Source organism: Rossellomorea marisflavi, assembly GCF_009806575.1.
Taxonomy (GTDB): Bacteria; Bacillota; Bacilli; order Bacillales; family Bacillaceae_B; genus Rossellomorea; species Rossellomorea marisflavi_A.
In genome coordinates this window covers 2519768-2532407 of the sequence record NZ_CP047095.1, presented here as the reverse complement: position 1 = coordinate 2532407, position 12640 = coordinate 2519768, and the positions used below count along the sequence as shown (strand labels likewise).

14 protein-coding genes are annotated in these 12640 nt (G+C 51.4%); 13 read left to right on the top strand and 1 reads right to left on the bottom strand.

Features of this window, described 5'->3' with window-relative positions; genetic code table 11:
- Nucleotides 1-5 precede the first annotated feature (5 nt).
- The 4 genes from D5E69_RS13140 (at nucleotide 6) to mntR (ending at nucleotide 3378) form a co-directional block, all read left to right on the top strand.
- Entirely contained in the window at nucleotides 6-743 is a 738-nt protein-coding gene (locus D5E69_RS13140; RefSeq protein ID WP_063191620.1) for a metal ABC transporter ATP-binding protein, read from the top strand.
- Nucleotides 744-758: 15 nt separating this feature from the next.
- Nucleotides 759-2018 (top strand): metal ABC transporter permease, encoded by a 1260-nt coding sequence (locus D5E69_RS13135; RefSeq protein WP_082139310.1) that lies wholly within the window; start codon nucleotides 759-761, stop codon nucleotides 2016-2018.
- Nucleotides 2015-2890: a metal ABC transporter permease gene (locus D5E69_RS13130; protein ID WP_048005832.1), complete on the top strand. Its 876-nt coding sequence runs from the start codon at nucleotides 2015-2017 to the stop codon at nucleotides 2888-2890. Before D5E69_RS13135 ends, D5E69_RS13130 begins: the two co-directional genes overlap by 4 nt.
- A gap of 71 nt (nucleotides 2891-2961) precedes the next feature.
- The gene (gene mntR, locus D5E69_RS13125) at nucleotides 2962-3378 is read left to right on the top strand and encodes a transcriptional regulator MntR (RefSeq protein WP_048005831.1); all 417 of its coding nucleotides are present in this window, start codon (nucleotides 2962-2964) and stop codon (nucleotides 3376-3378) included.
- Nucleotides 3379-3433: 55 nt separating this feature from the next.
- On the opposite strand, the gene D5E69_RS13120 is transcribed toward mntR, so the two are convergent.
- Nucleotides 3434-3619, bottom strand: coding sequence for a DUF3892 domain-containing protein (locus tag D5E69_RS13120; RefSeq protein ID WP_048014098.1), 186 nt, complete (start codon nucleotides 3617-3619; stop codon nucleotides 3434-3436).
- A 140-nt stretch (nucleotides 3620-3759) separates the two neighbouring features.
- On the opposite strand from D5E69_RS13120, the gene D5E69_RS13115 reads away from it, so the two are divergent.
- The 9 genes from D5E69_RS13115 to D5E69_RS13075 all read left to right on the top strand — a co-directional run bounded on the left by D5E69_RS13115 (nucleotide 3760) and on the right by D5E69_RS13075 (nucleotide 12632).
- The gene (locus D5E69_RS13115; RefSeq protein WP_048005829.1) at nucleotides 3760-4434 is read left to right on the top strand and encodes a class I SAM-dependent methyltransferase; all 675 of its coding nucleotides are present in this window, start codon (nucleotides 3760-3762) and stop codon (nucleotides 4432-4434) included.
- Nucleotides 4435-4487: 53 nt separating this feature from the next.
- Nucleotides 4488-6176, top strand: a complete 1689-nt coding sequence (locus tag D5E69_RS13110; RefSeq protein WP_048014099.1) for a formate--tetrahydrofolate ligase — start codon at nucleotides 4488-4490, stop codon at nucleotides 6174-6176.
- 17 nt (nucleotides 6177-6193) lie between these two features.
- A complete protein-coding gene (locus D5E69_RS13105; protein ID WP_063191619.1) occupies nucleotides 6194-6673 on the top strand; it encodes a hypothetical protein in 480 nt (159 codons plus the stop codon).
- 40 nt (nucleotides 6674-6713) lie between these two features.
- Nucleotides 6714-7559, top strand: coding sequence for a DegV family protein (locus D5E69_RS13100; RefSeq protein WP_063191618.1), 846 nt, complete (start codon nucleotides 6714-6716; stop codon nucleotides 7557-7559).
- 85 nt (nucleotides 7560-7644) lie between these two features.
- Nucleotides 7645-8265 carry an HD domain-containing protein gene (locus tag D5E69_RS13095; protein ID WP_063191742.1) on the top strand — a complete coding sequence of 207 codons (621 nt, stop codon included), beginning with the start codon at nucleotides 7645-7647 and terminating at the stop codon, nucleotides 8263-8265.
- On the top strand, nucleotides 8262-10139 hold the full coding sequence (locus D5E69_RS13090) for an ABC-F family ATP-binding cassette domain-containing protein (protein WP_048005825.1): 1878 nt from the start codon (nucleotides 8262-8264) through the stop codon (nucleotides 10137-10139). Before D5E69_RS13095 ends, D5E69_RS13090 begins: the two co-directional genes overlap by 4 nt.
- 71 nt (nucleotides 10140-10210) lie before the next feature.
- Nucleotides 10211-11329 carry a conserved virulence factor C family protein gene (locus tag D5E69_RS13085; protein WP_159129765.1) on the top strand — a complete coding sequence of 373 codons (1119 nt, stop codon included), beginning with the start codon at nucleotides 10211-10213 and terminating at the stop codon, nucleotides 11327-11329.
- Between the two features lie 16 nt (nucleotides 11330-11345).
- A complete protein-coding gene (locus D5E69_RS13080) occupies nucleotides 11346-11777 on the top strand; it encodes a BrxA/BrxB family bacilliredoxin (protein WP_048005823.1) in 432 nt (143 codons plus the stop codon).
- Between the two features lie 81 nt (nucleotides 11778-11858).
- On the top strand, nucleotides 11859-12632 hold the full coding sequence (locus D5E69_RS13075) for a class I SAM-dependent methyltransferase (RefSeq protein ID WP_159130357.1): 774 nt from the start codon (nucleotides 11859-11861) through the stop codon (nucleotides 12630-12632).
- The last annotated feature ends 8 nt before the right edge of the window (nucleotides 12633-12640 follow it).

The window sequence follows — 12640 nt, the reverse complement described above, 5'->3', positions numbered from 1 at the left end:
AGAAGATGATGTCGATAAAAGTGAATGGTTTGACGGTGGCCTACCATCGAAAGCCGGTATTGTCCGATGTAACGTTTGAATTGCCAAAGGGAGTGATCATCGGGATATTAGGGCCAAACGGGGCGGGCAAGACGACATTGATGAAAGCGATCCTCGGCCTTGTCCAGCGCTCCACCGGAGAGGTGAGTGTCCTGGGTGAACCGTATTCCCCTAAGTACAATAAGGTAGGATACGTACCGCAGAGGGGGACGGTCGATTGGGACTTTCCGACGGATGCCCTTGATGTCGTGCGGATGGGGAGATACCGGCACACCGGCTGGTTTCGCCTTCCATCCAGGAAGGATACCGTGATTGCACTGGATTGCTTGAAACAGGTAGGCATGGAGGAATTCGCCGGAAGACAGATCAGCCAGCTTTCGGGAGGACAGCAGCAAAGGGTCTTCCTGGCCAGGGCACTGGCGCAGGATACCGAAGTCTATTTCATGGATGAACCTTTTGCAGGAGTCGATGCTGCAACGGAAAAATCCATCATCGCCCTGTTGACCGAACTGAAGGATCAGGGCAAGACGGTCTTGGTGGTGCATCATGATCTTCAGACGGTCACCGATTATTTTGATTGGACCCTTCTGCTCAATCGCAGGGTGATTGGGTGCGGACCGACAGAGCAAGTCTTCACGATGGAGAATTTAAGAAGTACGTATGGCGGAAAACTCGCCTTTTTGGATAAGATCGGGAGCCGGTGAAGGAGGAAGTGTGAAATGGAATGGTTAAGCATCTTGAAGGACGGCAATACCCAGTGGGTCCTCCTGAGCACCCTCTTGCTCGGGATCGCAAGCGGGGTGATGGGGAGTTTCGCCCTTCTGAGGAAACAGAGCCTCATAGGAGATGCCGTAGCCCACAGTGCGCTACCGGGCATATGTCTCGCCTTCATGATCATGGGGGAGAAGGACTTTTTCGGACTACTGGTGGGAGCGGCTGTCACGGGACTGATTGCGGCCTACTTGATCCAGGCTGTCACACGCACGTCCAAGATCAAGGAAGATACGGCCATCTGTCTCTTTCTTTCAGTCTTTTTTGGCCTGGGGATCGTCCTCTTGACCAAAGTGGCCCAGATGCCGAGCGGGAATCAAAGCGGCCTTGATCACTTCATCTTCGGTCAGGCAGCCTCCCTGGTGGGCAAGGATGTCTGGTTGATGGGGGGGACGGCCTTCGTCATGATCCTGGTGATCACCGTCCTTTTCAAAGAGTTCAAGCTGGTTACGTTCGATGCCCAGTTTGCCAAAGGGATCGGACTGCCGGTCCAGCGTCTGAACTTCTTGTTCTTGTCGCTCCTCGTCATCACGGTCATCGTCGGCATCCAGGCAGTAGGTGTGATCCTGATGGCGGCATTATTGATTACACCTGCCATCTCTGCACGATACTGGACGGATTCCCTGCATCGGATGGTCGTCATCGCTGGTGCCTTCGGTGGCATATCCGGTGTCGTCGGAACCATCATCAGCGCAACAGGGAAGGGGCTTTCCACTGGTCCGTTCATCGTCTTGACAGCGAGTTCGATCTTTGTGATATCCATCCTGTTCGCACCATCAAAAGGGATGATCTCAAAAGGAATGGAACGGAGAAGGAATGATAAGATCCTCCTCGGACGGAGCCTGTTGAAGGCATGCCTTGCCGGACAATGGGAAATGTCAGAGATGCACGTGCGTCTGGGGACCAATGAGCGAAAGATGCATGATGCCATACACCATTGTAAGCTTTCCGGATGGATTAACATTGAAGAGGAGACGATCGGGCTGACCGAAGAAGGGCGTCTCCAAGCCACCCACATCCTTTACACGGATGAACTCCGTGAGCTGAAGGAGATGTATCCTGCAGAAATGGCATCTTATGAAGAAGGTTGGTTGGAAGAAGCTGCACATCAGGCGCCTTCCGATGAGAGCCTGATGGTGTTGATCCAGGAAAGAAAAGACATATACAACCGCCATCCCTACATGCTGAAAGGAGTAAGAGGACAATGACATATGAGCTTTGGATCCTGCTTACCGGTGCTTTGGTCGGGGTGACCTGTGGAATGATGGGGTGTTTCCTCATCTTGAGGAAGATGGCGATGCTTGCCGACGCAATCAGTCACACGGTTCTTCTCGGCTTGGTGCTTGCCTTCTTAATCAGTCAGTCCTTGAACGGCGGCATCATGCTCATCGGGGCGGCCGCCGCCGGTCTGTTCACCACATATTTGATACAGGTGCTGAATGCGAAGGGCATACAGGAGGATGCCTCGATCGGTGTGGTATTCACCACCCTCTTCGCGATCGGTGTCATCCTGATTTCCTTGTTCGCACAGAATGTCCATCTGGACGTGGAACACGCCCTGATGGGGGAGATTGCTTTCATCCCGTGGGATACGGTGATGCTGCCCGTGCTTGGAGAGGTGCCTAAATCGGTAGTGATGCTTACAGCCGTTCTGCTCCTCGATATTGTCGTGGTCCTTCTGCTTTTCAAGGAGTTCAAACTGACATCATTCGATCCGGGTATGGCGGCAGCCATGGGCTTTCCCATCCTCCTCCTTCATTATGTCATGATGACCCTTGTTTCCGTTACGACCGTATCGGCATTTGACAGCGTGGGGGCGATCCTGGTGGTGGCCATGCTCATCGCACCTGGGGCCACGGCCTATTTATGGACCGACCGCTACCTGAGGATGATTTTATTGAGTGTAATCATCGGCATATTCGACAGCATCGCCGGTTACTATGCAGCCAAATGGCTGGATGTATCCATCTCAGGGAGCATGGCAGTCGTCGCCGGTTTGGTTTTCCTCTTGACCTGGATCCTGTCACCCCGCCATGGGCTGATGGCACGATTTTCCGTTTTGAGGGCGGGCAGGGGATAAGCGCGGGTTGTATTCATTCAATTCTTATAGTAAACTTTTAATGATATTGAAGGGAATTTGGAGGGTACAGAATGCCTACACCAAGCATGGAAGATTATATAGAACAAATTTATTTGCTGATTGAGAATAAAGGATACGCAAGAGTATCGGATATTGCCGAGGCATTGTCCGTCCATCCCTCCTCAGTAACCAAAATGGTGCAGAAGCTAGATAAGGATGACTACCTCGTTTATGAGAAATACCGTGGGCTCGTTCTGACTCCCAAAGGGAATAAAGTTGGAAAACGTTTAGTGTATAGACATGAACTGCTGGAGCAATTCCTGACCGTCATCGGCGTGAAGGACGAACATATCTATGAAGACGTGGAGGGGATCGAGCATCACCTCAGCTGGGATTCCATCGATCGGATCGGAGATCTCGTACAGTATTTTGAAGAAGACAAAAAGCGGGTGGAAGAGCTCCGCGTCATACAAAATCGAAGCGAATAATAAATCATAAAGGGAAGGGCTGATCGATATTCAGCCCTTCCCTTTTTAGTTGGAATCAAAAGATGGAAGGATACTGGTCGAACTGATCATCCAGGTCTGCATCACCGCCGAGGGGGAACCGGAGTGTGCCCTCATTCGCCTCCATCACGGCTTTCCTGTATGAAATGATGCGGCCAGATGAGGTCTCGAAGTTGATGATTCCGCCTGCTTGATTCCGCTGTACTGCGACGATCTGTTCCATGAGGATTCCTCCTGTTTCATAAAGGTTCGTATGTTAGTATGGACTGAAATGACCAGATTCATAACTTGCTTTCGGAGGAAGGTTTTTACCCCCTTTTTCGCGAATGGAGGGAGAGAGAATCAGGGAAAGGATGGATCGATATGGAAGATTGGGCAAAGGCAGCACAGGAAAAATGGGAGGGGAATGCGGGAAGCTGGCATTCCAGAAGCGAAGAGATGTGGCTGACAGGCAGCAGGAAACAGATTTTGCCTTTCGTGGAGAAGCATGTTAAGAAAGCTTCTCACATAGGGGATCTCGGCTGTGGTGACGGGGCCGGTTCCCATCTGTTGCGGCAAGCGGGCTACGAAGTGACAGGAATGGATTTTTCAAACAATATGATCGATCTTGCGAAGCGATACGAAGAGGAAGATCTTCGTTTCGTCCAGGGTGATCTGACGTCCATGCCCTTCCATGATCATGCATTCAATGGTGTGATGGCCATCAATTCCATCGAGTGGGTGGAAGATCCACTCAAGGCGCTTAAAGAGGTGGAACGGGTAGTGGCCCCCGGGGGGTACATCGTAATCGGGCTCCTCGGTCCGACGGCACATCCAAGGGAGAATGCTTTTCCCCGATTGACGGGCGGGAAAGCGGTGTGCAATACCATGATGCCATGGGAGCTCGTGAAACTTTCAAACGAGCTTGGATGGGAGGCTGTGGATGAAGAATGGGTATTCAAGAAAGGTGTGAAAGGGGACATTGTCACAGGACTCGATCATGAGCTGAAGCAGGCACTGTCATTCATGACGCTGTTCATGTTTACATCATCCGGCTGAATCATGATAGAATAATGGAATGATTCTATCTTTCATGAGTAGGTGACACATATATGACAACGACGAAACAAGTGAAATCCGATATTACCATCGCACAGGAAGCCGAGCTACATCCGATCTTGGACATCGCTGCATCCATCGGCCTTGCAGAGGATGAAGTCGAGCTTTACGGCAGGTTCAAAGGCAAAATCACCTTTGACGCGATCGAAAAACGCAAGGGGGCGTCTGAAGGAAAGGTGATTCTGGTCACATCCATCAATCCGACCCCTGCGGGTGAGGGGAAATCCACGGTGACAGTAGGACTTGGGGATGCCCTGACCCGTCTGGGGAAACAGTCCATCATCGCCATGAGGGAGCCTTCACTCGGCCCCACGATGGGGATCAAAGGAGGGGCAGCTGGAGGTGGATATGCCCAGGTCGTCCCGATGGAAGACATCAATCTCCATTTCACCGGGGACATCCATGCCATCACATCTGCCAATAATGCCCTGGCCGCCCTCCTCGATAATCATATCCATCAAGGAAACGAGCTCGGGATCGACCCGCGGAGAATCGTATGGAAGCGTGCGCTTGATATGAATGACCGGGCCCTGCGGCATACAGTCATCGGTCTCGGAGGGCCGGTTCAAGGTGTACCGCGTGAAGAAGGTTTTGATATCACGGTGGCTTCCGAAATCATGGCCGTCCTGTGTCTGTCAAACAGCCTGGATGAACTGAAAGACAGGCTTGCCGGCATGGTCATCGCCTATGGATATGACCGTAAGCCCGTCTACGTCAGAGACCTTGGGGTAGAGGGGGCTCTTACCCTCCTGTTGAAGGATGCCCTTAAACCAAATCTGGTACAGACCATCGAGCACACTCCTGCACTGGTGCATGGTGGTCCTTTCGCCAATATCGCCCATGGGTGCAACAGTGTCATGGCCACGCGTACAGCCATGAAGCTCGGCGACTATGTTGTGACGGAATCGGGCTTCGGAGCGGATCTCGGTGCCGAGAAGTTCCTGAATATCAAGAGCAGGGCGGCAGGCATTGCCCCTTCCGCCGTTGTATTAGTTGCCACCATACGCGCCCTGAAGATGCACGGAGGGGTCAATAAGATGGAACTGGCAACGGAAAATACAAAGGCACTAGAAGTGGGTCTGGCCAATCTCGAGAAGCATATGGAAACTCTCGAGGCATTCGAGGTACCTTATGTAGTGGCCATCAACCGGTTCATCACCGATAGTGAAACTGAAATCACCCTGTTGAAGAAGTGGTGTGAAGACCGTGGTGTGTCTGTTGCCCTTACCGATGTTTGGGCCAACGGCGGCGAAGGGGGACTGGAGCTTGCCGAAAAAGTCCTATCAGAAATCGAGACGAACAAAAAAGTCTTGAAGCCGATCTATGAGCTGACAGATTCAATTTCCGAAAAGATCGAAAAAATTGCCATGACGGTCTATGGTGCCGAGGGAGTCGACTTTTCCCCGAAGGCATTTAAACAGATCGAGCAATTCGAATCAGAAGGATGGGGAGGCCATCCTGTATGTATGGCGAAGACTCAATATTCACTGTCTGATGATCCTGTTAAACTTGGCCGCCCATCTGGATTCAGAATTACGATCAGGGAATTGAAGCCAAAGATCGGTGCTGGATTCATCGTCGCCCTGACCGGTGACGTCATGACCATGCCTGGCCTGCCGAAATCACCGGCGGCCAATCAAATGGACGTGGCTTCCGATGGCAGGGCCATCGGCCTGTTTTAACGAGAGGAGGGGGAGAGATGTTCGACCCTACGGCATTTGATAATTTGAAGGTGGTACTGGAAGGTGCCGTCTATGACTTCGATCTCGGCGGGGAAATCGACATCGTTGATCGCAAGGATCTCTTCGATTTCGCCCATTATGAGAGAAAGTATCAGATACAGTATCGGTTGAAAGGAACACAGGGAGCGTCTGTCCGTCTGGAACTGAAGGCCGATGCCGGTCACTTCTTGGCTGAACGGAATGGTTTTGTCAGGGGGAATCGTGCAGGTGCCGTTATAGCGTTCACCTACCTGGGCGATGAATCCCTCCTGTCATCCCGTAACGCTCTGGAAGAGTTTTGGGGGCAAGGAACCTCATGGGAATGGCTCACCATCTCTTCATCACATGGGGAGACCCGGGTGGAAGGCATCCTCACATTCTTCAGGGTCATTACAGAGGAAATGGTCGATGATGTGATTAAAATGGTGGCTCATTCCATCGAATCGCTTCTGAAATAAAAGGAATTCACATATAGTAGGGAAAAAGGGGGTCGTCCAGATGAAAGTGGCCTGGGTGACAGACAGCACAGCATTTGTGGGGGATGGCATTGAAGACTTCCATGTGGTTCCCATGCATATCAGCTTTGGGGATCGTGAATATTTGGATGGAGTAGACCTGACGCTGGAAGGGTTATACGAAAAGCTGGAGGAGGAACGGGTGGCCGGCAAGACCTCCCAGCCGTCCATCGGGACATTTGCCTCTTTGTATGAGGAATTGGCTAAAGATCATGATGCCATCTTCTCTGTACATGTTTCATCCCATTTCAGCGGCACGTATGCTTCGGCGGTCCAGGCGGCGGATCTGATGAAAGAGGATTTCCCAGCCATCTACTGCGTGGATTCCAAGATCCTATCCTATCCTCTGACGGATCTCATCTGTTATGGGCAGGACCTTGACCGGGAGGGTGTCTCGCATGAAGAGATCAAAACCCGCCTTGAAGAAAGAGCTGCACAGTCAAGGACGTTTGTGATGGTGGGAAGTCTTGAACAGCTTCATAGGAGCGGAAGGATGAGCGGCCTCAGTTTTTTTCTCGGAAGCATGCTTCACATCAAACCTCTTCTCAGCATCCGTGACGGGAAGCTTTCCGTCGATCAACGGGTAAGGAATCACCGGAAGGGCCTTGCCCTTATGAAAGAACGGCTCTCTGCTTCCAATGTCAGGGAGGCATTCATCCTCTATGGATTGAACAGGGAGGAAGCCAACAAGTGGATGGAGGAACTCAGGGAGGAATTTCCCAAGATTCACTTCTCTCCCTATCCCCTTGCTGCCGTTATCGGGATTCATGCGGGCTCGGATACACTTGGGATCAGCTGGTACGAGGAAATTGGGAGCGGAAAGGCTTAAGCCTTCCGCTCTTTTTCTTCAAATGGGAAGGGGAAATTGGTACAATGGGGTGAAAGGTGTGAGGGTTTTGAATAAGCTTGATCTGATGGAACAGATGCGCCGGACGTATGGTCTCGACCCTGGTGGTCATGACTGGCATCATCTTGAGCGCGTGAGGAAGCTCGCTTTATACATAGCAGAAGAAGACCAAATTGGAGATCGAGACGTCTTAGAGTGGGCGGCGATCCTCCACGACGTGGCCGACGAAAAGCTCAATCCGACACTCGGTGAAGGAACAAGGAAGCTTGAGGGGTGGCTCCGTCAGTTGCCTGTTACAATAGAGACCTTGGAGACGATCCGGGAAGTGATACACTCCATGGGGTTCAAAGGTGGAAGCACCGATGACCCCGTATTACCTGAAGCAAAGGTGCTCAGGGATGCAGACCGTCTTGATGCCATGGGTGCAATCGGCATTTCAAGGGTTTTCGCCTATGGAGGGTGGAAGGGCCAACCCATCCATCTTCCCGATCTTCCCGTCAGGGAGCGAATGACGAACGATGAATACAGGAATGATCCTTCCACAAGCATCAATCATTTCCATGAGAAACTGTTCAAGTTGAAAGACCTAATGCTGACACCGACGGGAAAACGCCTCGCAGAAGAGCGCCATGCAGTCATGAAAGACTTCATCAGGCAATTCACTATAGAATGGAATGGTCCACAATGAGAATGATTACAGGAGAACACCTGTCGAAAACATATGGGGAGAAGACGATCTTCAATGCGATCTCCTTCTCCATTGCAGAAAGGGAGCGCGTCGGCCTCATCGGCGTCAATGGAACGGGTAAGTCGAGTCTGTTGAAACTGATTGCCGGCATAGAAGAAGGTGATTCAGGCGAAATCATGAAGCCGAATGACTACAGGATCGCGTATCTTCCTCAAGATCCATCCTTCGATCCTGATCTGTCGGTCCTTCAGCAGATCTTCAAAGGGGAGGCCGCTGTGATGAAGGCCATGAGGAGATACGAATCGGCCCTCCTCCAAATGGAAAACGGCTATGAAAATGAAGGGATCCAGTCTGAATTCATGAACGCACAGAAAGAGATGGATACTCTGAATGCCTGGGAAGCGAGTGCAGAAGCCAAAGCGATTCTGACCAAGCTCGGCATCACCGAGTTCTCCAAGCGCATGGGGGAATTATCCGGTGGGCAGAAGAAGCGTGTCGCACTAGCCGGAGTGCTAATCGAGACCCCGGACCTTCTCATTTTGGACGAGCCGACGAACCATCTCGACTATCAGTCCATCAAATGGCTGGAAGATTACCTGGGCAGATACAATGGATCGGTCCTGTTGGTTACACATGACCGCTATTTCCTTGACGCGGTCACGAATCGCATCTTTGAACTGGATGGCGGGAAGCTGTTCCATTATAAAGGGAACTATGCCGACTTCATCGAAGCCAAAGCCGTCCGGGAAGAAAATGAACGGCAACAGTCAATCAAGCAGAACAACCTCTACCGCCGTGAGCTTGCCTGGATGAGGAGGGGCGCAAAGGCCCGTTCCACCAAGCAAAAAGCACGCATCCAGCGCTTTGATGAACTGGAGGATGCGAAGGGATCAGGCACTAGAAATCAGGAGATGGAGGTTTCCATCGGCGGTGACCGCCTCGGGAAGCAGGTATTCGAATTGAAGGATGCTGTGAAGACCTTCCAGGGGAATGTCATCCTTGACGGATACAACCGGCTCATCAAGCCCAAGGACCGGATCGGGATTGTCGGGAAAAACGGCAGCGGCAAGTCCACGCTCCTGAACATCCTTGCCGGCCGCGAGGAGTTGACCTCCGGTGAACTTATGACCGGTCAAACCGTAAAGATTGCCTATTATACGCAAGAACATGAAGAACTTGATGAAAACATGAGGATGATCGAATATCTCAGGGAGGCTGGGGAGTACGTGACCACCGATAAGGGTGAGCAAATTTCAGTCACATCCATGCTCGAGCGGTTCCTGTTCCCGATGAGCACCCATGGGACCCTGATACGGAAGCTTTCCGGTGGAGAGAAGAGGAGACTGTTCCTTTTGAGGCTCCTCATGGGGAAACCCAATGTCCTGCTTCTGGATGAGCCGACGAATGACCTTGATACGGAAACATTGACGGTCCTAGAGGATTATATCCATGAATTTACCGGCGTGGTCATCACCGTATCACATGATCGCTATTTCCTTGACAAGACGGCAAGAGAGCTCTTGATCTTCAACGGGCAGGGAAGCATCGATTCCTATATAGGGGAATATACCGAATACCTTGAACGATCTCAGCAGGCAGCCGTCAAACCCCAGGCCACGAAGAAGGAACCGGCTCCCCAGGCAGTCCAGAAAGAGAAGAAACGCCTATCCTATATGGAAAAAAGGGAATGGGATGAGCTGGAAGACAAGATGGCGGACATCGAATCAAGGATCGAACAGGTCAATATGGAACTTCAGGGAATCGGCAGTGATTTCACGAAAGCACAACAGCTTATGGACGAGAGTGCCAAGCTCAACGAACAGCTAGAACACCTTATCGAGCGCTGGAGCTATCTGTCCGAATTCGCCGAGTAGGACCGATCATTTAGCGGAAAGCACACGTTATGATAAAATGAGGAAAAGATCTTGAGAAAGGGGAGCATACAGTGAGGATACTCTCGATCGAACCGACTCCGAGTCCGAATACGATGAAGGTTCTTCTCGACGAAGAATTGAAGGCGGGCCGGAGCAATAATTATAAAAAGGACCAGGCGGACGGGGCACCTCCCGTCATCAAAACCATCCTTTCCATAGAAGGGATCAAAGGGGTCTATCATGTCGCGGATTTCCTTGCCGTTGAACGGAATGCCAAATATGACTGGCAGTCCCTTCTATCAGAAGTAAGACAGGCTTTTGGTGAAGAAGGAGCCCAGTCGGAATCGGGGGAAATGGAAGAACATTTCGGAGAGGTCAATGTGTCCGTACAGATGTTCAAAGGAATCCCGATGCAGGTCAAGCTGACGGACGGGGAAGCTGAAAAACGCTTCTCTCTTCCGGAAGCCTATATCGAGGCCATCGGTCAGGCCCAAAAAGAAGGGGACAATGTCGTCCTGCTCCGGAAATGGAAGGACTATGGTGTCCGGTACGGTGACCTGGAGGAAATCGGGGCCCAGGTAATCGATGAACTACAGGCCGCCTTCCCTGAAAGACGCCTGAAGGAACTGGTCGAGCAGGCTGGTGATACCACCATCCCCGAGCCGAGGAAAAGACGTAAGCTCACTCTTGCTGATCTTGAAGATGCGGATTGGAAAATTCGCTATGAGCGTCTTGATGCAATGGAAGATCCGACAGTTGAAGACCTTCCCCTCCTGGAAAAGGCACTGGACGATGAGAAAGTGTCGATCCGCAGGCTTGCCGTCGTCTATGCAGGGATGATCGAGGACGAAAAAGTCCTTCCCCTTTTATATAAAGGACTGGAGGACTCATCTGTGTCTGTCAGGCGCACGGCGGGCGATTGTCTTTCGGATCTCGGATTCACCCAGGCAATTCCGGTCATGACACTCGCCCTCAAAGATAAGAGCAAGCTGGTCCGTTGGCGTGCCGCCATGTATCTGTATGAAGTCGGTGATGAGAGCGCACTCGGTGGACTGAAGGATGCAGAACATGATCCAGAGTTCGAAGTAAGGCTGCAGGTGAAGATGGCCATCGAGAGGATTGAAGGCGGAGAAGAAGCCAAAGGATCCGTTTGGAAGCAAATGACCGAAGCCCGTTCACAAAAAGACTAGAAAGGATGATGACATTATGTCAATGGCATATGAAGAATATATGAGGCAGCTTGTACAGCCTATGAGACAAGAGCTGACTGGAGCAGGATTCAAAGAATTGAAGGATGAAGAGGAAGTAGAAACCTTTATGGAAGCAGCGGAAGGAACGACCCTCGTTGTCGTGAATTCGGTTTGCGGATGTGCAGCAGGACTTGCCCGTCCGGCTGCGACGCAATCGGTATTGAATGACAAGGCACCGGATCATCTTGTCACGGTATTTGCAGGACAGGACAAAGAAGCGACGGTGAAGATGCGCGAATACTTCAAGGGCTATGAGCCGTCCTCTCCTTCCATGGCACTCCTGAAAGGAAAGGAAGTCGTCCATTTCATCCCTCGTGAAGAAATCGAAGACCATGATATCGGCAGCATCATCTCCAATTTGACGGGTGCGTTCGAGCAACACTGCTAAAAGGCAGCGGATGGCATTTGGCCATCCGTCCTTTTTTATGTAGAGACTTTATCAGGAAAACAGGTGAATCAAATGGAAGAGATGTTCGTTACAACCTCTGGCAGGGCCGATGAATCCGTCAAGTTGAGGGCTAAAACCCTTGCAGAGGAGTTCCAGATCCCCTATATTGAACGGAAGAAAAGGTCCATCGCCAATTATATGAACCTCCATCAGGCAGACTGTCTGGTCCTGGGGAAAGAGCGGGATGAGCTTCATCGGAGGGGTGAGCAGCCTTTCTTCTTCCATCCGAACTCCGCTTCATTCCGGATCAAAAGAGTCCTTAGGGGAGAATCCGATCCGTTCATTGAAGCGGCAGGATTGAAAAAGGGAATGACCATGCTCGACTGCACATTGGGCCTCGCATCCGATAGCATCATCGCGAGCGCGGTGGTCGGCCGGACCGGATCTGTAACGGGAGTCGAAGCCAATCCGTATGTCGCCCATATCCTCAAACGTGGAATGAAGGAGTGGGTATCCCCACTGCCTGAGCTCAATGATGCCATGAGGAGGGTCAAGGTGATCGATGGTCTGTCACAGTCCTTCTTGAAGGAACTGCCGGATGACTCCTTCGACGTTGTCTACTTCGATCCCATGTTTGAAGAAGGCTTGACCGATTCCCAAGGTATCAACCCGATCCGGAGCTGGGCCCATTATGAACGGCTCACCCATGAAACGGTGGAGGAAGCAAAACGGGTGGCGAAAAGGAGGGTGCTCTTGAAAGAACATTTCCGTTCGACTTTGTTCGATGAACACCACTTCAAGGTCCTGATCAGACCTTCATCGAAATTTCACTATGGCTTTATCGATCTGCCATGACGGAATGG

Excerpts from the sequence above, each read along its gene's own strand:
- D5E69_RS13140 (WP_063191620.1), top strand. The coding sequence starts at position 6 with ATGATGTCGATAAAAGTGAATGGTTTGACGGTGGCCTACCATCGAAAG.
- D5E69_RS13135 (WP_082139310.1), top strand. The coding sequence starts at position 759 with ATGGAATGGTTAAGCATCTTGAAGGACGGCAATACCCAGTGGGTCCTC.
- D5E69_RS13130 (WP_048005832.1), top strand. The coding sequence starts at position 2,015 with ATGACATATGAGCTTTGGATCCTGCTTACCGGTGCTTTGGTCGGGGTG.
- mntR (WP_048005831.1), top strand. The coding sequence starts at position 2,962 with ATGCCTACACCAAGCATGGAAGATTATATAGAACAAATTTATTTGCTG.
- D5E69_RS13120 (WP_048014098.1), bottom strand. The coding sequence starts at position 3,619 with ATGGAACAGATCGTCGCAGTACAGCGGAATCAAGCAGGCGGAATCATC.
- D5E69_RS13115 (WP_048005829.1), top strand. The coding sequence starts at position 3,760 with ATGGAAGATTGGGCAAAGGCAGCACAGGAAAAATGGGAGGGGAATGCG.
- D5E69_RS13110 (WP_048014099.1), top strand. The coding sequence starts at position 4,488 with ATGACAACGACGAAACAAGTGAAATCCGATATTACCATCGCACAGGAA.
- D5E69_RS13105 (WP_063191619.1), top strand. The coding sequence starts at position 6,194 with ATGTTCGACCCTACGGCATTTGATAATTTGAAGGTGGTACTGGAAGGT.
- D5E69_RS13100 (WP_063191618.1), top strand. The coding sequence starts at position 6,714 with ATGAAAGTGGCCTGGGTGACAGACAGCACAGCATTTGTGGGGGATGGC.
- D5E69_RS13095 (WP_063191742.1), top strand. The coding sequence starts at position 7,645 with ATGGAACAGATGCGCCGGACGTATGGTCTCGACCCTGGTGGTCATGAC.
- D5E69_RS13090 (WP_048005825.1), top strand. The coding sequence starts at position 8,262 with ATGAGAATGATTACAGGAGAACACCTGTCGAAAACATATGGGGAGAAG.
- D5E69_RS13080 (WP_048005823.1), top strand. The coding sequence starts at position 11,346 with ATGTCAATGGCATATGAAGAATATATGAGGCAGCTTGTACAGCCTATG.
- D5E69_RS13075 (WP_159130357.1), top strand. The coding sequence starts at position 11,859 with ATGTTCGTTACAACCTCTGGCAGGGCCGATGAATCCGTCAAGTTGAGG.